This window comes from Nocardia sp. PE-7 (assembly GCF_030486425.1).
Classification (GTDB): domain Bacteria; phylum Actinomycetota; class Actinomycetes; order Mycobacteriales; family Mycobacteriaceae; genus Nocardia; species Nocardia salmonicida_A.
In genome coordinates this window covers 5,646,108-5,666,666 of the sequence record NZ_CP129614.1, presented here as the reverse complement: position 1 = coordinate 5,666,666, position 20,559 = coordinate 5,646,108, and the positions used below count along the sequence as shown (strand labels likewise).

Annotated in this window: 16 protein-coding genes; 5 read left to right on the top strand and 11 right to left on the bottom strand. The window is 67.9% G+C overall.

Going from position 1 to position 20,559, the window contains the following annotated elements; genetic code table 11:
* Positions 1–62: 62 nt before the first annotated feature.
* Both QX204_RS26625 and QX204_RS26620 read right to left on the bottom strand, forming a co-directional pair.
* Entirely contained in the window at positions 63–923 is an 861-nt protein-coding gene (locus QX204_RS26625; RefSeq protein WP_301903232.1) for a DUF6542 domain-containing protein, read from the bottom strand.
* 51 nt (positions 924–974) lie between these two features.
* Entirely contained in the window at positions 975–2,123 is a 1,149-nt protein-coding gene (locus QX204_RS26620) for a DNA recombination protein RmuC (protein ID WP_301903230.1), read from the bottom strand.
* A 183-nt stretch (positions 2,124–2,306) separates the two neighbouring features.
* On the opposite strand from QX204_RS26620, the gene QX204_RS26615 reads away from it, so the two are divergent.
* Both QX204_RS26615 and QX204_RS26610 read left to right on the top strand, forming a co-directional pair.
* On the top strand, positions 2,307–3,494 hold the full coding sequence (locus QX204_RS26615) for an exonuclease SbcCD subunit D (RefSeq protein ID WP_301903228.1): 1,188 nt from the start codon (positions 2,307–2,309) through the stop codon (positions 3,492–3,494).
* 49 nt (positions 3,495–3,543) lie between these two features.
* Complete coding sequence (locus QX204_RS26610; RefSeq protein ID WP_301903227.1) at positions 3,544–6,951, top strand: AAA family ATPase; 3,408 nt, start codon at positions 3,544–3,546, stop codon at positions 6,949–6,951.
* A gap of 26 nt (positions 6,952–6,977) precedes the next feature.
* Here the strand turns inward: QX204_RS26610 and QX204_RS26605 are convergent, their stop codons facing one another.
* The 7 genes from QX204_RS26605 to QX204_RS26575 all read right to left on the bottom strand — a co-directional run bounded on the left by QX204_RS26605 (position 6,978) and on the right by QX204_RS26575 (position 13,709).
* On the bottom strand, positions 6,978–7,631 hold the full coding sequence (locus QX204_RS26605) for a membrane protein YczE (protein WP_301903226.1): 654 nt from the start codon (positions 7,629–7,631) through the stop codon (positions 6,978–6,980).
* A gap of 73 nt (positions 7,632–7,704) precedes the next feature.
* On the bottom strand, positions 7,705–8,217 hold the full coding sequence (locus QX204_RS26600; RefSeq protein ID WP_301903224.1) for a methylated-DNA--[protein]-cysteine S-methyltransferase: 513 nt from the start codon (positions 8,215–8,217) through the stop codon (positions 7,705–7,707).
* Complete coding sequence (locus QX204_RS26595; protein WP_301903222.1) at positions 8,210–9,730, bottom strand: Ada metal-binding domain-containing protein; 1,521 nt, start codon at positions 9,728–9,730, stop codon at positions 8,210–8,212. The genes QX204_RS26600 and QX204_RS26595 overlap by 8 nt, the downstream gene beginning before the upstream one ends.
* A gap of 68 nt (positions 9,731–9,798) precedes the next feature.
* Positions 9,799–9,969, bottom strand: a complete 171-nt coding sequence (locus QX204_RS26590) for a YbdD/YjiX family protein (RefSeq protein ID WP_131816778.1) — start codon at positions 9,967–9,969, stop codon at positions 9,799–9,801.
* A gap of 113 nt (positions 9,970–10,082) precedes the next feature.
* Positions 10,083–12,335, bottom strand: coding sequence for a carbon starvation CstA family protein (locus QX204_RS26585; protein WP_301903221.1), 2,253 nt, complete (start codon positions 12,333–12,335; stop codon positions 10,083–10,085).
* A 125-nt stretch (positions 12,336–12,460) separates the two neighbouring features.
* The gene (locus tag QX204_RS26580) at positions 12,461–12,862 is read right to left on the bottom strand and encodes a VOC family protein (RefSeq protein WP_301903220.1); all 402 of its coding nucleotides are present in this window, start codon (positions 12,860–12,862) and stop codon (positions 12,461–12,463) included.
* 4 nt (positions 12,863–12,866) lie between these two features.
* Positions 12,867–13,709, bottom strand: coding sequence for an AraC family transcriptional regulator (locus tag QX204_RS26575; RefSeq protein ID WP_301903219.1), 843 nt, complete (start codon positions 13,707–13,709; stop codon positions 12,867–12,869).
* A 191-nt stretch (positions 13,710–13,900) separates the two neighbouring features.
* On the opposite strand from QX204_RS26575, the gene QX204_RS26570 reads away from it, so the two are divergent.
* Entirely contained in the window at positions 13,901–14,821 is a 921-nt protein-coding gene (locus QX204_RS26570) for a quinone oxidoreductase family protein (RefSeq protein WP_301903217.1), read from the top strand.
* 161 nt (positions 14,822–14,982) lie between these two features.
* Positions 14,983–16,062 (top strand): redox-regulated ATPase YchF, encoded by a 1,080-nt coding sequence (gene ychF / locus QX204_RS26565; RefSeq protein WP_301903215.1) that lies wholly within the window; start codon positions 14,983–14,985, stop codon positions 16,060–16,062.
* Between the two features lie 22 nt (positions 16,063–16,084).
* On the opposite strand, the gene QX204_RS26560 is transcribed toward ychF, so the two are convergent.
* Positions 16,085–17,341: a PucR family transcriptional regulator gene (locus tag QX204_RS26560; RefSeq protein ID WP_301903213.1), complete on the bottom strand. Its 1,257-nt coding sequence runs from the start codon at positions 17,339–17,341 to the stop codon at positions 16,085–16,087.
* A gap of 40 nt (positions 17,342–17,381) precedes the next feature.
* Positions 17,382–18,716 carry a lipase family protein gene (locus tag QX204_RS26555; protein WP_301903211.1) on the bottom strand — a complete coding sequence of 445 codons (1,335 nt, stop codon included), beginning with the start codon at positions 18,714–18,716 and terminating at the stop codon, positions 17,382–17,384.
* Between the two features lie 344 nt (positions 18,717–19,060).
* On the opposite strand from QX204_RS26555, the gene QX204_RS26550 reads away from it, so the two are divergent.
* Positions 19,061–20,365 carry a cytochrome P450 gene (locus QX204_RS26550; RefSeq protein ID WP_301903209.1) on the top strand — a complete coding sequence of 435 codons (1,305 nt, stop codon included), beginning with the start codon at positions 19,061–19,063 and terminating at the stop codon, positions 20,363–20,365.
* Positions 20,366–20,559: the final 194 nt, after the last annotated feature.

Here is a 20,559-nt window from a genome sequence, read left to right as displayed (position 1 = left end):
CTGGATCAGTGGGCTCTCGAAAGAAAATCCCCGCCGTTTGTACGGCGGGGATTTCTTTGTTTTCAGACGTTGTCCGGGCGGCGGCGTTCTGTGCGGGCGGAGTCGGCTCGGTCGCGGTAGCGCACGTTCGGTTGGGGGTGGGGTGGTGCTTCGCCGCGGCGGCGCGGGACGCGGGAGGGTTCGGGTTCGCGCGGGGGGGCGGCGGCGCGGGCGGCGCGGGGTTCACCGCGTGCGGCGCGGGGCTCGCGAGGTTCGCGGGGCCGGGCGGCGGCGGGGGCGGGGGCGCGTTTGGGTTCGGTGGGTCTGGCGGGGCGGCGAGCCGGGCTCGCCATGTCGACCTCGGTGTCGGGCTCGTCCAGGACCGCGGTGCCGCGGCGTGGTCGCTTGCGGGCGGCGGTGGCGAGGTCGGGGGTCGGCTCGGGGCGACGGCGCTTGACCGGCTTGCGTTCGGTTTTGCGCTCCGGCGTGGGGCGAGCCGTCTGGGGCGCGCGCTTGGCGATCGCGATCCTGGCGCCGCCGATCGCGAGTACCAGCACGGTCGCCAGCGCCATCGTGGGGAAGCGCTCCACCAGCGGGATGATCAGGTTCATCAGAACGTCTTTGATCGAGGTGGTGGCACGCCCACCCAGCATCTGGCAGGCCACCGGCACCGCGACGAACAGCAGCAGCGGCGGCATCACCATGGTGGAGAACAGACCGCGGAAGCGCACCGCGCAGACGGCGAGCACGCAGCCGAGTACATACAGCGCCGAGAACGTGCCTGTGGGATACGTCTCTCCGCCGAATCCGTCGATCAAGAACCCGAGACCCGTCGCACTCACGGCGAGCAGAATCGCGGCCCAGGCGGGGAAGCCGGGTACCGAGGGCACGATCGAACGTTGCGGCGCGGGCACCCGGGGTCGCGCACGTTGGGAAGCAGCCACACTATGACACTAACTGCACATCGCCCCCGTAGGCGCCACGGCACGAGGATCTCAGATGCGATCCTCTGCGTCGGCGAACGCGACGACCCGTGGTCGGGTCTCGGTGAGTCGGATTGCCGGGAGCTCCTGATCGGCGATACCGAGATCGTGCATCCGGCGCGCGGTGACCATGACCCGCGACTCCACCGAGCCTACTGTCGCGTTGAAAGCCGCTACGGCCTTACCGAGATTCACGCCCAGATTGTCCAGATGTTCGGCGACTTTACCCAGCCGGGTGTAGAGCTCCTTACCCAGTTGCTGCACCGTTGCCATATCGCGCGAGAGCGCTTCCTGCCGCCAACTGAACGCCACTGTTCGTAGCAGCGCAATCAAGGTAGTGGGGGTTGCCAGAATCACGTTCCGGCCGAACGCGTACTCCAGAAGGTCGGCATCGGTGGTGAGCGCGGCGTCGAGGAACGGGTCGCCGGGCACGAACAACACGACGAACTCCGGCGCCGGATCGAAGGCCGCCCAGTACGCCTTGTCGGCCAGCTGGTCGACGTGGGCGCGCAGGTGCTTGGCGTGGCGGGCCAGCAATTGCGTGCGTTGGCTGGGATCGTCGGTGGTCGCCGCGTCGAGATACGCCGAGAACGGCACCTTCGCGTCGACGACGATGTGCCTGCCGCCGGCCAGCCGCACCACCAGGTCGGGACGCACCACGCCGCGATCGTCGCCGCCGGGCCGACTCACCTGGGTGTCGAAATCGCAGTGCCGGGTCATCCCGGCCAGTTCGACGACCCGTTCCAGCTGGATCTCGCCCCACCGGCCGCGCACCTGCGGCGCGCGCAGCGCCGCGACCAGCTGACCGGTCTGATCGGAGAGTCGATGCGAGGTGCGTTGCATGCCCGCGACCTGCTCGCGCAGTCCCGAATACGCGTCGATCCGATGGTGCTCGACCTGTCGGATCTGCTGCTCCAATGCGCCGACCGCGTCGCGCAGCGGATCGACCATCGCACCGATCGCGGCCGAATGCCTGCGCGCCGCATCCTCATTGGCCGAGTGCAGCGACTGCTGCAGCAACCGTTGATTGTCCCCGGCCGCGGCGAGCCGGGCCTCCGCGGTGGCGGCGCGTTGCCCACCACGGGCGGAATGCCCCAACCAGCCGAGACCGAAGCCTGCGGCGAAGACGAAGACGAGCGCGACGAGCATCGAAGCGGTCATGTCGGCGATACTGCCCGAGGCCACCGACAAATTCGCAATTCCCCGGCAAACCGGGGACGGTCGTGGCGAACTCGCCGGGCCGTCACGGCGGCGGGAGCGCCGCGCTGTGCGGCACGCCGGTGAATTACACGCGTGTGGTGCGTCGATTGAATTCTGTCGGGGGTGTGCCCTACGGTTCGCGACATGCGGATCCTGCACACCTCCGACTGGCACATCGGGCGCACCTTCCACGGTGTCGACCTGCTGGCCGATCAGGCACGCGTGCTGACTGCCGTCGCGGAGCTGGTCGCGGCCGAATCGGTCGACGTGGTGGTGGTGCCCGGCGACATCTACGACCGCTCCATCCCCAACGCCGACGCGATCGGCGTCTGCAATCGCGGATTCGAGGCGATCCGAGCGGCGGGCGCGACGATCGTCGCCACCTCGGGCAATCACGATTCGCCCGCCCGACTCGGCGCGGGCGCCAGCTTCGCCGCGGCCGGTGGCCTGCATCTGTGCACGCGGGTCGCCGACGCGGACCGGCCGATCGTGCTCTCCGACGGCGACGGCGACGTGGCGTTCTACGGCATCCCGTATCTGGAACCGGAGATCACCCGCGCCGAACTGGGTGTGCCGCAGGCGCATTCACACGCGGAGATCCTCGACGCCGCGATGGCGCGGATTCGCGCCGATATCGCCGCCAGATCCGGCACCCGCACGGTGGTGCTGGCGCACGCCTTCGTGGTCGGCGGGGAAGCGACGGGTTCGGAACGGTCCATCTCGGTGGGCGGTGTGGAGACGGTCTCGATGTCGGCCTTCGACGGCATCGACTATGTGGCGCTGGGACACCTGCACTCGCCGCAGACGTTGTCGGAGTCGGTGCGCTACAGCGGATCTCCGCTGCCGTATTCGTTCGGCGAGAGTTCGCACCGTAAGGCGGTGTGGATCGTCGACCTCGACGCCGAGGGGCTCGCCGCGGTGCATCGCCACGATCTGCCGCTGGTACGCGGGCTGAGCAGGCTCACCGGCACTCTCGAATCCCTGCTCACCGATACCGAATACGCCGCGGCCGAGGACCACTACGTGTCGGCCACGCTCACCGACACCAGCCGCCCGGTGGACCCGATGCGTAAACTGCGCGGGCGGTTCCCGCACGCGGTGCACGTGGAATGGGCGCGCCCGGAAGGCAATCCGGAGTTGCACTACCGCGAGCGGGTGCACGGTCGTCGCGACGCGGAGGTCGCGGCGAGCTTCCTGACCGACGTGCGTGGCACACCGAGCAAGGGGGAGATGGCATGGGTGGAGCGCGCGCTGGCCGCCGCGGTGAGCGAAAACGACTCGGTCCGTGCCGAATCCGGCCCGTCGCCGGTCGCGTCGGAGCTGACTGCGTGAGCCGACGCGTGGCGTTCCCCGTGGCGACTCTCGTCGGCGGTGGCATCGCGTGAGGCTGCACCGGCTCGAACTCACCGCGTTCGGCCCGTTCGCCGAGACCACCGTCGTCGATTTCGACGCGCTCGGCGCCGACGGGCTGTTCCTGCTGCACGGGCATACGGGCGCGGGCAAGACGACGATCCTCGACGCCATCGCCTTCGCCCTCTACGGCAAGGTGCCCGGTGCGCGCGGCGAGAGCAAGCGCCTGCATTCCGATCACGCCGATCCGCAGACGCCGCCGAGCGTGGTGCTGGAAGCCACGCTCGGCGGCCGTCTCCTTCGCCTGACCCGCTCGCCGGAATTCGAGCGCCCGAAGAAGACCGGCACCGGAACCCGGCTCCTGCAGCCCCAGGCCACCCTCACCTGGCTCGACGGCAGCGGCGAGAACCTCTCGCGCATCACCGATATCGGCGACGAGGTCCTGCGGCTGCTCGGTATGAGCGCCGACCAGTTCTTCCAAGTGGTGCTGCTCCCGCAGGGCGACTTCGCGAAATTCCTGCGAGCCGAGAACGAGGACCGCGAGAAACTGCTCGAAAAGCTTTTCGACACCCAACGTTTCGGAACGGCCGAACAGTGGCTGTCCGATCGCCGCCGCGCCGCCGCGGGCGAGCTGGATTCCCGCAAACAGGGCATCGACCGGCTGATCACCAAGGTCGGTATGGCCGGGGGCTACGGCGGCGCGGAGTCGGTCGGCGTGCTCGACGCGGTGACCTGGTCGCAGGAGCTACTCGCCACCGCGCGCACCGCACTCGCCGAGGCGACCACGAATGCCGAACTGCGCCAGAAGGAATCGTCGCAGGCCCGCGCCGAAGCCGAAGAACAACGTCGCGTCGCCGGGCTGCACGCCCGCATGGCAGCAGCCCGCACCGAACTGGCCACCTACACCGCGGCCTCTCCCCGCCGCACCGAACTCGAACACGAATTGGTGCAGGCCCGTCGCGCCGAACCCGTCGTGCACGCCATCGACGAGGCTCGCTCCGCGGTTCGCACCCTGCGCCGTTCGGAGACCGCGACCCGTGGTGCCACCGGTGAACTGGCCGACCAACTGAGGGCACCCGCCGCCGCCGACATCGCGGGAGTGGACCGGCTGACCGTGGTGACGGATGAGCCGGTCGATGGGCGTGCCTCCGCACCGGACGGTGGGCGGCCCGACCACGGCGCGTCAGCGGACCTGCTGTCGAGCGGTTCAATCGGCGCGGGCCATCAGGGGCGAGGCTCGGTTCGTAGTGGGGATGCGGGCGTCGATGATGTCCAGGGCGATCTCGATGCCGCGATCAGTCAGTGGAACGCGCTGCTCGGTGTGCTCGGTGAGGTTCGGGCCGATGTGGTGACCGCGCGTCAGCTCACCGCTGATCTCGCCGCGCACGAGGGCGAAGCCGGTCGTCTCACGCAGCGTTCGGAGGAGTTGGCGCAGCGGCGGCTCGAACTGCCTGCGGCGATCGGCTCGGTCCAAGAGCAATTGCGTGAGGCCACCGATGCGGCCGCCGCGTTGCCCGGGCTTCGCAACGAGTTGAGCAAGTGGCAGGACTCGGCAGCCGCGGCTGTCGACATCGCGCGTCGCCGACCAGCTTTGGACGCAGCGCGGACCGAACACGATTCCGCCTGGCGCGCTCACCTCGAAGCCAAGGAACGGGTTCTCGATCTGCGGGCCCGCCGCCTCGCTGGCATGGCCGCCGAGCTCGCGGGCGCGCTCACCGACGGTGCGCCGTGCACGGTCTGCGGTTCTGCCGAACATCCTGAACCGGCGCGGCCCACCGACGACGCGGTGTCCAAGGATGCCGAGGACGCCGCGCACACCGCCGAACAGTCCGCCGAGGCCGCGCGTGATCGCATCGCCGATCGCATCAGCGTCATCGAACGCGAGATCGAGGCGCTGACCGCCCGCGGTGGCGACGCGGATCCCGTCACCCTCGCCGACGCGGTCCGCACCGCCACTCACCGCTTCGACGACACCGCCGAAGCCGCCGAGCGCGTCCCCGCCCTGACCAGCCGCCTCGAGGCCCTGCGCACCGAGGAAACCGCCCTCCACGACCGGTCTCGCGACCTCGACGCCCGCCTCGGCACCGTCACCGCCAACATCACCACCACCCGCGAGCGCCTCGACGAACTCACGGCGCGGCTGCGCACCGCCGCGGGCGCCGACACCACCGTCGACGCCCGCACCGCCCGCCTCGAATCGCTCATCACCGCGGCCACCGCGCTCCGCGCTGCCCGCACCGAGGAATCCACCGCTCGCGACGCCGTCCGCACCATTGCCGCCCGCGTGGAAAACCTCGCCCGCACAGCCGGTCTCGTGCCGGAAGGGTACGAGGAGCAGGTGGCGTCGGAGGTACTCGATTCACCAGCTACCACCAGCCGAACCGCGGCTGACGATGTCGACGCCGAGCTCGACCCCGACGAGCAGGAGACCGGGAGCCCCGCGCGAGCGATCCGTGCCGAGCCCGAAATGCCCAGCCTGTTCGATCTGTTCGACGAAGGTCCCCTCGATGAGGAACCCGCCGACGAAGCCTCAGCAGTCGAGCCGGCGGCGCCGCGCGACGACATCGCTCTCCTGACTGCCTACGCTCAGGTCGTCACCGCCGTCGCGCGGACCGCGCGGCAGCAGGCCGCGATCGAAGCCGAACTCACCGCAGCGGACCGGGCCCGCGCGCATGCCGAGGCGGTGCTCGCCGAACCACAGATCCAGGCCGTCGCCGAACAGACCCCGGGCGACCTGAACACCCTCGAGCAGCGCTTCGCCGAAGCTCAGAACGCGCTCACCGCGGCGGTGGCAACCCAGTCGGCGGCCACCGAACGGGTGGCCCAGCTCGAGCAGCTGGGGACGCAGCTGTGGGGAGAGGTCGAGCGGATCGCGCCCAAGCAGCGTGAGTTCGACGAACTGGCTGCCCTGGCGGAAGTGGTGGCGGGTCGCGGCGAGAACAACCGGCGAATGTCGTTGCGCTCCTACGTCCTCGCGGCTCGGCTCGAAGAGGTCGCGGTGGCGGGGTCGCTGCGGCTACGCCGAATGTCGGGCGGCCGTTACGAATTCGTCCACTCGGACAAGGCTGGCCCTCGGGGCAGACGAGGCGGCCTCGGCCTCGACGTCCGCGACGACTACACCGGCGTCGTACGGTCCGCGAAGACCCTGTCCGGCGGTGAAACCTTCATGGCCTCACTGGCTTTGGCTCTCGGCCTCGCCGACGTGGTCGCCGCCGAGTCCGGCGGCCTGGTCTTGGACACCCTGTTCATCGACGAAGGCTTCGGCAGCCTCGACGCCGATACCCTCGACGCCGTCATGGGCGTTCTCGACGAACTCCGCGCGAATGGTCGCGTGGTCGGCGTCGTCAGCCACGTGGACGAAATGCGTCAGCGCATCCCCACGCGCCTGCATGTCCTGCGCGGTCGCACGGGTTCGCACCTCGAGGCCACGGTCGCCTAATCAGCCGAACGAGCCCGACGAAGCGATCAGGAGGGCGCGGCTGGGGCTTGCGGACGGTCCACAGACAGTTCCGCTTCCTGGCGAATAATCGGTGCGAACCCGGGAAGTCGGCCGTCGACGAGCGGGATCATCAGCTGGACCAGCGGCCCGATCCCGAAGGCGTAGACCAGCGTGCCGATCCCGACGCTGCCGCCGAGGAACCAGCCGGTGGTCAGCACCGAGACCTCGATACCGGTCCGAACAGACCAGACCGGCCAGCCGGTCCGGCCGACCAGTCCAGTCATCAGTCCATCGCGCGGTCCCGGACCCATGCCCGCACCGATATAGAGCACCGTCGCCGCGGCGTTCACCACCACCGCGACGACCATGGCCAGAATCCGCAACCACAGGGCGTCCACGGACGGGATCAACCACAATCCGACGTCGACCGCGACCGCGATCACCACCACATTGCTGACGGTCCCGAGCCCCGGCCGCTGCCGGAGCGGAATCCAGGCGAGCAGCACGGCGATCCCGGTCAGCGCGGTCACCACCCCGAAACTCAACGGCACGTGCGCGGCGACCCCCTGATGGAACACATCCCACGGATCGAGCCCGAGTCCCGCCCGGATCATCACTGCCATCGACGTGCCGTACAACCACAAACCGACGTAGAGCGCGACCAGGCGACGAGTGAGCATAGGTAACAGAATCCCGCCGACTGGACCTAGAAAAAAGAGCCAATCAGGGATAGCTGGACTGATCTGTCGCCTCTCACCCCTCGTGTGCGAGCAACCAGGCCTTTGCTTCCAGCCCCCACCGGAACCCGCCGAGCGCGCCGCCGATCCGCAACACGCGATGACACGGCACGAACAGCGCGGCGGAGTTGCGCGCGCAGGCATTGGCCGCTGCCCGCGTGGCCGCCGGACGCCCGGAGAGTCCGGCGAACTCGGTATAGGTCACCGGCTCGCCCGCAGGCACCTTGCGCAGGACTTCCCAGGCGTGGACCAGGAACTCGCCCGACTGTTGACGCACGGGAATCGCGTCGATCGCCGTGAGGTCGCCCGCGTGATAGTCGACGACGGCCTGGGTGACCGCGCCCAGTGAATCCCGCTGCCGCAGTTCGGCCGGACGCAAGGTGGCATGGATGAGCCCGGTCAGGGTGGCCGGGTCCCCGGTCCAGCCCGAGGCGAGTACGGCGCCGTCGGTGTCGACGACGGTGGTGAACGGGCCGATCGGCGTGGTGACCGTCGCGACATCGGCACGACGAAGAGCAGTGTCAGTCATGGTGTTTCGCTTCCTGGAGAGAAGGTTCACGGACAAGCGCGCCACGATGTTCGAGCGCGGTCTTCCACAGGTGCATGGACAGATAGGAGCGCCACGGCGCCCAGTGGGTGGTGTCGTCGAGGTCGATTCCCGCTCGCGCCGCACCCTGGCGAACCACCAGGTCGGTGTCGAGCAGGATGTCGGGATCGGCCAGCGAGCGCATGGTGACGTAGTCGGCCGTCCACGGCCCCACCCCGTCGAGCGCGAGCAGGTCGTGCCGCAGGTCGACGGCAGTGCGACCGGAATGCAGGACGAGTTCACCGTCCGCGATCGCGCCGGCCGCGGCAACGATGGCGTTCACCCTGCGCGCGGGCCCGGTCAACACCTCGGCGCCGTGCTCGGCGACCGCTTCGGCCGTCGGGAACAGTCGGGGCACCGACCCGTCGATCCGCTCGCCGAGCGCGTCCACCAGCCGCGCGGTATGCGTCCCCGCCGCCCGCACCGAGATCTGTTGCCCGATCATGGTGCGCAACAACAACTCCGAGCCGTCGAGGGACCCGGGCACACGGATTCCCGGTGTGAACCCGTGTCCCGAGACGGCATCACCCGATTCACTGGCGCCGATCCCGAGCGCACCGTCGATCCCCAACGGATCGGCATCCAGATCGAGCAGATGCCGCACCCGGGCCACGGTCGGCGCCAGATCGCGCATATCCCGCAGCGCCAACTCTGCCCGCACATGACCCGGCTGGAACGACAGCCGAATGGTCGCGTGGCCGTGTGGAGTACGCAGGCTGCGCGTGTACACGCCGTCCTCCCACAGCTCCATCCCCGGTACCGCGTGCGACGAGAGGAACCAGGCCAGCCAGCCGGTATCGAGCGGCTCGCGATACGGCAGTCGCAAAGTCAGCAGACCGGGCGTGCCCGGTGCGACCACATCGGCGCGCGGGGATCGCCGCAACTCGGTCCGCATCGTCGTCGGGCTCACCGCGAACACCTCGCGCACGGTGTCGTTGAACTGCCGGATGCTGGCGAACCCGGCCGCGAACGCGATATCCGACATCGGCATCTCGGTGGTCTGGATGAGCAGCCGCGCGGTGTGCGCGCGATGTGCCCTGGCCAGCGCGAGCGGACCGGCTCCGAGTTCGGTGGTGAGCACCCGCGTGAGCTGACGCTGCGAATAGCCGAGGGTGGCGGCCAGCCCGGGCACCCCACCCCGATCGATCATCCCGTCACCGATCAACCGCATGGCCCGCGCGGCCAGGTCGGCGCGCACATTCCACAGCGGTGAGCCGGGCGCGGCATCGGGCAGGCACCGACGGCACGCGCGATAACCAGCCTGCTGCGCCGCCGCCGCGGTGGGCAGGAACGACACATTGGCCCGCTTGGGCGTGATGGCCGGGCACGAGGGCCTGCAGTAGATGCCGGTCGTGCGCACCGCGGTGAAGAACTGCCCGTCGAAGCGGGAGTCGCGGGTGGAGACCGCCCGGTAGCAGCCCTCGAAGTCCAAAGCGGTGATGGTCACGAGTTCCACAATGGCACCCGTCCCGGCGAGGTGCTAGCGGAAATCGGCCACCGATCCCTCAGGGGCGTCGACCCGGATCAGCAGCAGCGATTGGTCGGATTCCGCTCGGCTTCGGCATAGCGTTCGCGCCAGTAGTCGCGCACCGACGGCACCGGGGCCGCCGGATGATTACGGCGCAGGTGCTCGACGTAGCGCTCGTAATCCTGGCCGCCGTTGATGGCGCTGTACCAGCGGGCGATGCCACGCAAGGCCGCCCAGACGCGCCGGAGAATCGCCCAAGGCCCACGGGGATCGCCGGCGACAACCGCAGGGGCGCGGACGGCCGATTCACTGAACCGGCCGTCCGCGTCCCTGACCACACTCACGAGACGTGCGCCGATCCGGGCGCGCTCACCTTGCCCTCGGCGATCAACGCGTCCCACTCCTTCTGCACGTTCTTCTCCGTGGCCGTGGCGACGAAACCGCTGGGGGCGAAGATCTTCGACGGCTGCTCCTCGGACTCGGTGCTGGTCACCGTGCCCGTGCGGATCGCCTTCGCGCACACCAGCACGCCGACGGCGGTGACGATCAGCACCAGCACCGCGAACACGATCGACAGCGTGCCCTGGATGAAGGTATTGCGGATCGCGATGTCGACCTGCTCGGGCGTCTTGGCCGTCAGGCAGGCTTTGCCCGCCTCCTTGGCCGCCTCGCACAGGCTGTGCTGCTTCCAGTAACCGAGCTTGGGGTCGTCGGAGAAGATCTTCTGCCAGGAGGCGGTCATCGTGACCACGAGATCCCACACCAGCGGAACACCCGGAATCCACGCCCACTTCCACTGCCCGCGCTTGACGATGATCGTGAGCACCACGATCAGCGCGATCGCGGCGAGCAGCTGGTTGGCGATGCCGAACAGCGGATACAGCGCGTTGATGCCGCCGAACGGATCATTGACGCCCATCAGCAGCACCCCGCCCCAGCCCGCGACCACGATCAGCGAGCACAGCCAGGCGCCGATCCGCCACGACGGATCACGGAACTTCTTGAACCCGCCGCCGAAATTGCCCAGCGCGTCCGAGACCAGGAAGCGCGCTACCCGAGTGCCCGCGTCGATGGTGGTGAGGATGAACAGCGCTTCGAACATGATCGCGAAGTGGTACCAGAAGGCCTTCATCGTCGAGCCGCCGAGGAACGCGGAGAAGACATCGGAGATGCCGATCGCCAGGGTCGGGGCGCCACCGGTGCGCGAGACGATCGACTTCTCGCCCACATCGGCGGCCGCGTCGGTGAACAGTTCCGGCGTCGCGGGCGGGCCGGACAGACCGAGCGAATTCGTGAACTTGGCAGCGCCTTCGGCCGTGCCGCCGGTGAGTCCGGCCGAGGCGTTCATGCCGAAGTACAGGTGCTGGTCGATGATCGAGGCGGTGATGATCGCCATGACCGCGACGAACGACTCCATCAGCATGCCGCCGTAGCCGATCATCCTGGCGTTGGATTCCTTGGCCATCAGCTTCGGCGTCGTGCCGGAGGAGACCAGCGCGTGGAAACCCGAGAGCGCACCGCAGGCGATGGTGATGAACAGGAACGGGAACAGACTGCCCGCGAACGCGGGACCGGCGCCGGTGTGTGCGAATTCGGAGACGGCGGGCGCCTTCAGCACCGGCATCGTGATCAGGATGCCGACCGCGAGCAGCACGATCGTGCCGACCTTCATGAACGTCGACAGATAGTCGCGCGGGGCGAGCAGCAGCCACACCGGCAGCACCGAGGCGATGAAGCCGTAGGCGATCAGGCACCACGCGATGGTGGTGCGCGAGAGGGTGAACCAGTCCGCGCCCCACTCGGTTTCGGATACCCAGCCGCCGCCGATGATCGCGGCCAGCAGCAACACGATGCCGATCGCGGAGATCTCGCCGACCGCACCCGGTCGCAGATACCGCAGATAGACGCCCATGAACAGGGCGATCGGGACGGTCATCGCGATGGAGAACACACCCCACGGGCTCTCGCCGAGCGCGTTCACCACGACCAGTGCCAGCACCGCCAGCAGGATCGTCATGATCACCAGAATCGCCACGATCGCCGCGGCACCACCGACGACGCCGAGCTCGTCACGCGCCATCTGCCCGAGGCTGCGCCCACGTCGACGGGTCGAGGCCCACAGCACCAGGTAGTCCTGCACCGCACCGGCGAACACCACACCGACGACGATCCAGATGGTGCCGGGCAGATAACCCATCTGCGCGGCCAGCACCGGACCGACCAGCGGACCGGCGCCCGCGATGGCGGCGAAGTGGTGTCCGTAGAGCACCCGCCGGTCCATCGGCATGAAATCTTTGCCGTTGTCATAGATTTCGGCGGGCGTGGCCACGTCGTCGCGCGGCTTGGTGATCTTCCACTCGATGAACCGCGCGTAGAAGCGGTAGGCGATGATGTAGGTGCAGACCGCCGCGATCACGATCCACACCGCGTTCACGGACTCGCCGCGCACGAACGCGATGATCGCCCACGCGACGGCGCCGAGTACGGCGATCCCCGCGAACACGGCCTTCTTGGCGGGCGTGATCGGCGTGCGATCGACGACACCGACCGGAGGCAAATCCGGGTCGGTCCGCAGATGTTCGATGGTCGCCATTGACTCAACTCTCCTGTACAACGCGCAGAGCCTCGGGTGAAGCAATCGACAACGTAGCTGATCGCGGAACTGCGACGGAGAGGTTCGCACACGATCGTGCGCAGAATGAAATTTTGTTCAGCTGGTCATTCGCCCCGGTAGGTTCCGAAGCTCCAGAGGTTGCCTTCCGGGTCCGCGGCGCTGAAGCCGCGGGAGCCGTAGTCCTCGTCGCGCAGGTCGCGGATGATCCTCGCGCCCGCGGCCTTCGCTCGGTCGTAGAGCGCGTCGGGTCGGTCGGTGACCAGGTAGAGATTGGCGACGCCCGGCGGGCGCGTGCCGAAGGGGCTGTCGTCGCGGCCGGTGGACCCGAACATGATGCCGCCGCCGCCCGGCCAGCGCAGTTCGCCGTGTTCGACGACGGCGTCGTCGTTCTCTCTGGCGTAGACCGCGGTTGCTTCGAAACCGAAAGCGGTGGTGAGGAATTCGACCATCGCGCGGGCGTCGTCGAAGGCGAGGCAGGGCCAGATGGTGTTCGTTGAGGTTTCCATGTGCTCAGCCTCTCGCTGGTCCGGCCTCCGGGTCTTGGACGGATGGAATCTCCTCGGCGAGCCAGGTGGTAGGGGCCACGCCCGCCAGTTCGGCGAAGTCGCGGTTCAGGTGGGCTTGGTCGTAGTAGCCGCAGGCGTTCGCGACCTGGGCGATGGAGATATAGGACGGAGTGCTCGCCAGCATGCGCTTGGCGCGCTCGAACCGGATGATCCGCGCGGCCAGTTTCGGGCTCGCGCCGAATTCGGCGGTGAACTTGCGGGTCAGGTGTTGGCGGGTCCAGCCGATCCGATCGGCGAGCGGGTTGATCGCGTAGGTGCCGCCGGTCTCGACGAGAGCGCGCCAGGCCCAGGTCAATTCGGGACCGGCGAGAGTGTCGGTTCGAGCCGCCGCGGTCAGGGCTCGGTCGCATGCGGCGAACCGACTCGGCCAATCTCGTTGCGACTGCACGGCATCGGCGAGTTGATCACCGAGAGTGCTTTGTGCTTGGGAACATTCGATCGAGGTGTCCCACAGTTCGCTCGCGGGCATGCCGAACAGCACCCGGCAGCCCAGCGGGGTCAGTTCGATCGCCACGCCTTCTTGGAAACCGGTGTGCGCGATCATCGCCGGGCTCGCCTGTAGGCCGCTCAGTACGCAGCGATAGCTGCCGGGGGACTGGCGCGGGTCGGTTTGCTCGACGACATCGATGGTGGGGCCGATGGCGACGATGAACGTCATGTGCCGTGATGGCAGGCCGCGGTGCAGGCCGGGCTCGAAACCCGCGAGCCGATAGCCCACGTACCGGTCGATGAACGCTGCCATCACCGGCGCGGGGGCCGCGGTCACCACCTCCGTGGTCGCCTCCATAGGGCAACGCTACGCCTGGGTGTGGGATTACCCACGCGTCTCGGGCATCGCTGCGGGGTAACCGGACCGTGAAGGTGCTCTCCGTCATGCGGCGGAGGCGGTGAGATTTAGCACTCGTAGGCCGATGGCCTGTGGAAACGCGAGGTCAGCCGGTTAATGTTGCGCCTTCGCTCAATTCTGTAGGAGGTGTCATGCGGCGGGTTCAGTACGAGCGCAGCAGTGGTTCGGAGATGCTCGAGGTCGTCGCGGCCGAGATGCCGGTACCCGGCGTCGGTGAGCTGCTGGTCCGGGTCGAGGCCATCGGCGTCACGCTGTCGGCGATCCGGCGGATCAGTGCCGCGCCGGTCACACAGATGCGTGCCGAAGTCGCCGGTGAGGTGGTCGGGGTCGGTGACGGGGTCGACGGATTCGGCGTCGGATATCGCGTGGTCGGGCTGTGTACGTCCGACGCCTATGCCGAGTACGTCGTGCTCGCGGTCGACCAGGCTTCCGCCATCCCGGACGGCGCTTCCGCGGTCGATGCCGTCGCGTTGATGCGCAGCGGACTCGTCGCGCTCGGCGCGCTCGACACCGCCGCCCCGCGTGAGGGCGAGACCGCGCTGGTCACCGCCGCTGCCGGTGGTGTCGGCCACCTCGCGGTGCAGTTGGCGCGGGTGCGTGGAGCGAGCTGGGTGGTCGGCGCGGTATCCGACGAGTCGAAGATCGATTTCGTGCGCGAACTCGGCGCCGACGAGGTCTTCACCTACGGCGAGCTGCACTGCGGCAAGCAGGCGGATTACGCCCTCGACGGCGTCGGCGGCACCGGTCTCGGTGGCACCCTCGCCGGTCTCGCCGAAGGTGGCCGCGCGGTCACCTACGGCACCGGCGGCGGCCTCATCGACACCGAGGATCTCCTCGCCGGTGGCAAGACCCTGACCGGTTTCCGGATCGGTCGTCTCGCCCAGCGCGACCCGGCCCGCTACGAGGACCTGCGCCAGGAGGTCTGGCAGTACTACGCCTCCGGTCTGCTGCACCCGGTCGTGCACGCGGAGTTCGCACTCGACGACGCCGCTGCCGCGCACGCGGTCATCGAGCAGCGCGCCAACCTGGGCAAAGTCGTCCTCGTACCCTGATCGACTCCGAACCTCGACCCCTAGGGAGGGGCCGTTCGCGGCCCGGCCCGCTGGTCAGGTGCCGCGGCGTAGGCGACGAAGGAGCAAGCCGCGGTGCCTGACCAGCGGGCCACAGGGGGGCCGCGAACCCGCCGCGCCGTAGGTGCGGCAAAATCAACACAGTGAGCCTCACCCTCGGAATCGTCGGCCTGCCCAACGTCGGAAAGTCGACGCTGTTCAACGCGCTGACCAAGAACGACGTGCTGGCCGCGAACTACCCGTTCGCGACCATCGAGCCCAACGTCGGCGTGGTCCCGCTGCCCGACCCGCGCCTGAACCAGCTCGCCGAGATCTTCGGTTCCGAGAAGATCGTGCCCGCCGTGGTGTCGTTCGTCGACATCGCGGGCATCGTGAAGGGCGCCTCCGAAGGCGCGGGTCTGGGCAACAAGTTCCTCGCCAACATCCGTGAGGCCGACGCGATCTGCCAGGTCGTGCGCGTGTTCGCCGACGACGACGTCATCCACGTCGACGGCCGGGTCGACGCCGCCGCCGACATCGAGGTCATCGAAACCGAGCTCATCCTCGCCGACCTGCAGACCCTCGAGAAGGCCATCCCGCGCCTCGAGAAGGAAGCCAGGGTCAAGAAGGACCGCAAGCCCCTGCTCGACGCGGCCAAGACCGCCGAAGCCTTCCTCAACGAGGGCACCACCCTTTTTGCCGCGGGCAAGAAGATCGACGCCGACCTGCTGCGTGAGCTCTCCCTGCTCACCATCAAGCCGTTCCTCTACGTCTTCAACGCCGACGAATCCGTCCTCACCGACGAGGCCAAACTCGCCGAGCTGCGCGCCACCGTCGCCCCCGCCGACGCGGTCTTCCTCGACGCCAAGGTGGAAGCCGAACTCCTCGAACTCGACGACGAATCCGCCCTGGAACTGTTGGAGTCCATCGGCCAGACCGAGCCCGGCCTGCACGGCCTCGCCCGCGCCGGTTTCCACACCCTCGGCCTGCAGACCTACCTCACCGCAGGCCCCAAGGAATCCCGAGCCTGGACCATCCACCAGGGCGACACCGCCCCCAAGGCCGCCGGCGTCATCCACACCGACTTCGAACGCGGCTTCATCAAGGCCGAGATCGTCGCCTTCGACGACCTGGTCGACGCGGGTTCCATGGCAGCCGCCAAGGCCGCGGGCAAGGTCCGCATGGAAGGCAAGGACTACATCATGGTCGACGGCGACGTAGTCGAGTTCCGCTTCAACGTGTAGCCCCGAAGGCTTCGAGCCCGCATCATCGACTTTGTTGGGCCCCGTCCGGAGAACTGGATGGGGCTCTGGTCGTTTCCCGTGATCGGGTTGAAGTGGTGGGGTAGGTGACGATGCGCTGGGCGACTCGCGCGGCCATGAGAGTGGAAACGCCGCTGGGCAGCAGGGGGTCGTAGCCGCTCAGTTCGGTGATGCGGGAGAGCCGGTAGGTGACGGTGTTGCGGTGGATGAACAGTGCCTGGGCGGCGGCGTTGTGGTTGAACTCGCTGGCTATGAACGCATCGAGGGTCTCCAGCAGCGCAGGATGATCGGCGAGCGGATCGAGCAGCGCGGCCAGGGCTGTGAGCGTGGATCCGCCCGCGGCCACGGAGTATTCGAACATCATGTGCCTTCGGGTACAGATTGTTTCCGGCCGGGCAAGGGCGCGGGCTGTCTCGGCGACGGTGTGCGCTTCGGTATAGGCCCCGGGGATGTCCGCCCGGGTGCGGGCGGTCGCGACGCCGATCCAGCATTCGGGCCGAGCAGCCTTGCTGGACAATCCGATACGGCCGGCCAGCGCTGCCGCCGGGTCGTCTTCGTCGACCGGGCGCAGGGGGACGAGCGCGATCCAGCCGCCGTTGTCGCGGTAGAGGAAGGTACCCGGGAGCTGCCCGAGCCGGTTGCGTAGGGCGGTGAGCGTGCCAGGCGCGGGGTCGCCGAGCCGTACCGCCGCCACGAGAAACGATTCCGCGATGGGGATCTCGGGTGCGCCTGTCCAGCCGCTGATCTCGCGTCCGGCCAGCAGGTCGGCAGCGATCTCGCCTTGGCGTTCCAGGATGTCCCAGCGTGGCTGGCGGCTGTCCTCGATCAGGGCGGTGGCGATGTGTGTGACCACCAGGTTGAGGTAGTTGGTCAGACGCAGCCCGAGTTCCGGCAGCAGCGGGTACTCGTCCGGTTCGAGGATCGAGATGGACTGACTCCACAGGAACGCGGTGCCGACCCGGTAATTGGTCAGGATCTCCTCGAGGGACATACCGTCACGGACCAGCCGCATCGCCCGCTCGACGATCGGGCGGGTGTCTTCCCTGGACAGTTCGGAGTCCAGGGTGAGCGACCGGAAGAACAGTGCGATATTGAGTTGAACGCTCGGCTTGAAGTCCGCGTCCAGCATGGAGTGGGGCAGCAGATCGTCAGTCTTGAGGGTGGCGGCCAAGCCTGCCGCTTTGGCGTGCGTCCGCTCGACTACCTGCTGCCACCGCTTATCGTGCGCGAGCCCGGGCTCGGGGGAATACATCTGGGTCATGTGCCCTCCTGAGACGCCGGTACCCGCGCGACCGATTGGCTCAAGAGCCGGGGAAGCCTTCGGGCAGCGGTGCGGGGTACCCGAGATTGAACGTCGGGCCCGGAGGCAAGCCGCGCAGGACCGCGCTGGTCCAGGCTACCGACGGAATCCAGCCGGTGACAGCGTTCACCCCGTGCTCGGGAAGGGGAACGGTGATGAACCGCAGGTCCGCACCGCTGTCCCAGTACTTGTTCACGGTCGGCAGCACGGTCGACGGTGGCACGACCTCGTCCCAGATACCGTGCCACCACAGGATCGGGGTGTCCGGAATGTGTTTGCCGAGGCTGTTGTCTTCCAGCACTCGCTGGATAGCGGGCTCGGTTTCCAGCGATTTGCCCGGTTTGAAATACGCACTCAGTGGGCGGTATATCCCCGACGGCGCGAGGGTGATGACACAGCGAGACTGAAAATCGCGCAGTAGCCGCTGGCCTTCCTCGGTCAGCAACTCCTCGGGCCGGAATACCTCCGGGTATTCCCGCGCGAAGGCTACGAGCCCGAGCCACATGGTGAAGTTGCCGATCCCCGCGAGTCCGGTCTGCGGCTGCACCGCGTATCGGGCGATTCCCGTGAGGCTGCCGGGGGTGGCGCCCACGGCTGTGCCGAGCAGCCGCACATCAGGCGCGTAGGTGGCGCGCAGTTCGGCTGCGCGAATCGATCCCGAGCCGCCGCCGGAGTACCCGTACAGCGCGATGCCGGCATCAGCCAGGCCCAGTCCCGCATCGTTCTTTACCGCGCGCAAGCTGTCCAGCACCATCTTGCCCTCGGCGTAGGTATTGAACGTGTTGAACTTGCCGTCGAAGTCGGGGACGTTGAGGGCGAAGCCTTGCATCAGCCAATAGATCGCGAGCGCGGACTCCTTCATCGTGCCGACCTGCAACGTGTACGACGGATTGCAGGAGGAGTTCGTGGAGTCGATGGCCTCCTGGAACGACAGCACCGGCCGTGTACTGCCCTGCCACGGAATGCCCGGGACGATGACGGTCGTAGCTGTCACGATGGGATTGTCGTGGACATCGTTCGACCGAAACAGCAGTTGCTTGGTGTAAACCGGGAACGGGATGCCGGCCAGGCGAGTCTGGACCTCCCGCGTGCGCACGATCTGACCGGGCGCGTAGGAGGCAAGGTCGTCCGGATCGTTGTACCAGGGGTCTTCCGAGGGCGTCGGAATCGGCAGCAGATCGTAGATCTGCGGTTCGGACGGCAGTTGCGGTAGCTGGTTCTGGTCTGGAGGGAATGCGATATCAGTGGGATCACCCGCCGCGGTACCGGCGCTGAACAGTACAGTTGCCGCGGATAGCGTCGCGACAGTCCAGTGTCGCAACCATGTCTTACCCATTGAACCTCCAGCGTCATTGCCATGAAGTGTCGAAAGCCTCCCGGCACCTCGAACAAGAACATCGCATGACACAGGGCGGAGTCTTCGGCACGATCCCAGCAGTGAATGCCAACATTAGTGCGTGTGCACAACCGATCCGAGGGTGCTTCACCAGGCTCGATCAGTTTTGCTGACCCATTGCTTCGGGTCGACCGCGCCGGTCTGTCGTTAACTCCACCCGGTGGATGGCAGTCGGTAGGTCTCGAGATCTCGTTTTCAGGTCCGCGTGGCCTGTGATTGTCGTTAGAATCGTGTGTTTTCGTAGCACCCAGGGGATTCGCCGGTTCGACGATCGGAGGGGCTCGATGAAACCGCATTACATGTATCGGTGGGTCAACAACCACGGGTTGGTCCTGCTGTTCAAGAAGATCCTGCTTCGTCGTGGCAATCCGTTCGCTCGGCTGATCGGCGGTGCGGAGGGTATCGAGAATCCGTACGCGCTGATCGAGGAGATGCGCGGGGAGGGCGGGTTGATCCGTGCCCTTCCGGTGTGGATCACCTTCGATCACGACATGGTCCGGGAAATCCTGCGCGACAACCGTTTCGGCGTCGGGATACCGACTGTGTTCGGGGTGCCGGGGCCGGTGTTGCGCGCGCTGGAGCGGCAGCCTCTGCCGCCGAATCTGATGGATCCCCCGTCGATGCTGATGATCGACGAGCCCGAGCACACCCGGATGCGCAAACCGGTCTCTGCGGCGTTCACCCCGCGGGCCATCGCCCGGCTGCGCGACAGGATCGAGACGGTGACCAGCGAACTGCTCGCGGCGCTGCCCGACGACGGGCCCACCGACCTGGTGACGCGGTACGCGGCGCAGGTGCCCATCGCCATCATCTCCGAGATGCTCGGCTTCCCGGACGCCGACCGAGAGATGTTCCTGCACTGGGGCGATGAGATCAGTCCGTTGCTCGACCTCGGGATCTCCTGGCAGACGCACCAGCGGGCGATGGAATCCTCGGAGCGGCTGCACGGGTACCTCGTCGAGCACCTCGAGCGACTGCGCGCCGAGCCCGGCGACGACATCCTCAGCAGCCTGGTCACCTCGGGCGATCTGTCCACCTACGAACTGTGCGCGTCGGCGACGCTGCTGATGGCCGCCGGTTTCGAGACGACGGTCAACCTGATCGGCAAGGGCATCGTCTGGCTGCTCCAGCACCCCGAGCAGTTGGCCCGGTTGCGCGCCGAGCCGGAACTGTGGCCCAACGCGGTGGAGGAGATCCTCCGGATCGATCCGCCGGTGCAGTCCACCGCTCGCACCACCAGGACGGCGCTGGAGATCGGTGGTTGGCGGTTGCGCGAGGGGTCGACCCTGGTGCTGTCGCTGGCAGGCGCGAACCGCGACCCCGCCGTGTTCACCGATCCGGCCCGGTTCGACATAACCAGGGAAAACGCCAAGAACCATGTGTCCTTCAGCAGCGGTAGCCATGTGTGTCTCGGCGCCGGTCTGGCCCGGATGGAAGCGGCGCATGCCCTGCGCGCGCTGTTCGAGACGTTCCCGGATCTGCGATTGACCCATCCGCCCACCCGTCGGCCGCTGTTCACCCTGCATGGCTATCAGCACCTTCCCGCGCACACCGGTCCGCGCGTCCGCAGCCACTCGTCCATCAGCTGACCCGCTCACCACACCCGCCGTCGCGCGGGGCTCGCCTCGCCGAGGTCTGTCGATAGTTCGAATCCGCGTCTTCCGTCGAGACTTCATCGAAAAGTTTTGTCGGAAGGCGATTTTCGTGTGCGAGCGCACCGGTGCGCGGCACCCGATCGGATCGGGCAGGAAGTATCGGGCGCGCGGGTCTTCGGCTGACGAGA

What these genes read in the sequence shown, in the direction of transcription:
- QX204_RS26620 (WP_301903230.1), bottom strand. Translation starts at nt 2,123, where the DNA reads ATGACCGCTTCGATGCTCGTCGCGCTCGTCTTCGTCTTCGCCGCAGGC.
- QX204_RS26615 (WP_301903228.1), top strand. Translation starts at nt 2,307, where the DNA reads ATGCGGATCCTGCACACCTCCGACTGGCACATCGGGCGCACCTTCCAC.
- QX204_RS26600 (WP_301903224.1), bottom strand. Translation starts at nt 8,217, where the DNA reads ATGACTGACACTGCTCTTCGTCGTGCCGATGTCGCGACGGTCACCACG.
- QX204_RS26550 (WP_301903209.1), top strand. Translation starts at nt 19,061, where the DNA reads ATGAAACCGCATTACATGTATCGGTGGGTCAACAACCACGGGTTGGTC.
- QX204_RS26585 (WP_301903221.1), bottom strand. Translation starts at nt 12,335, where the DNA reads ATGGCGACCATCGAACATCTGCGGACCGACCCGGATTTGCCTCCGGTC.
- QX204_RS26555 (WP_301903211.1), bottom strand. Translation starts at nt 18,716, where the DNA reads ATGGGTAAGACATGGTTGCGACACTGGACTGTCGCGACGCTATCCGCG.
- QX204_RS26560 (WP_301903213.1), bottom strand. Translation starts at nt 17,341, where the DNA reads ATGACCCAGATGTATTCCCCCGAGCCCGGGCTCGCGCACGATAAGCGG.
- QX204_RS26605 (WP_301903226.1), bottom strand. Translation starts at nt 7,631, where the DNA reads ATGCTCACTCGTCGCCTGGTCGCGCTCTACGTCGGTTTGTGGTTGTAC.
- QX204_RS26575 (WP_301903219.1), bottom strand. Translation starts at nt 13,709, where the DNA reads ATGGAGGCGACCACGGAGGTGGTGACCGCGGCCCCCGCGCCGGTGATG.
- QX204_RS26570 (WP_301903217.1), top strand. Translation starts at nt 13,901, where the DNA reads ATGCGGCGGGTTCAGTACGAGCGCAGCAGTGGTTCGGAGATGCTCGAG.
- QX204_RS26580 (WP_301903220.1), bottom strand. Translation starts at nt 12,862, where the DNA reads ATGGAAACCTCAACGAACACCATCTGGCCCTGCCTCGCCTTCGACGAC.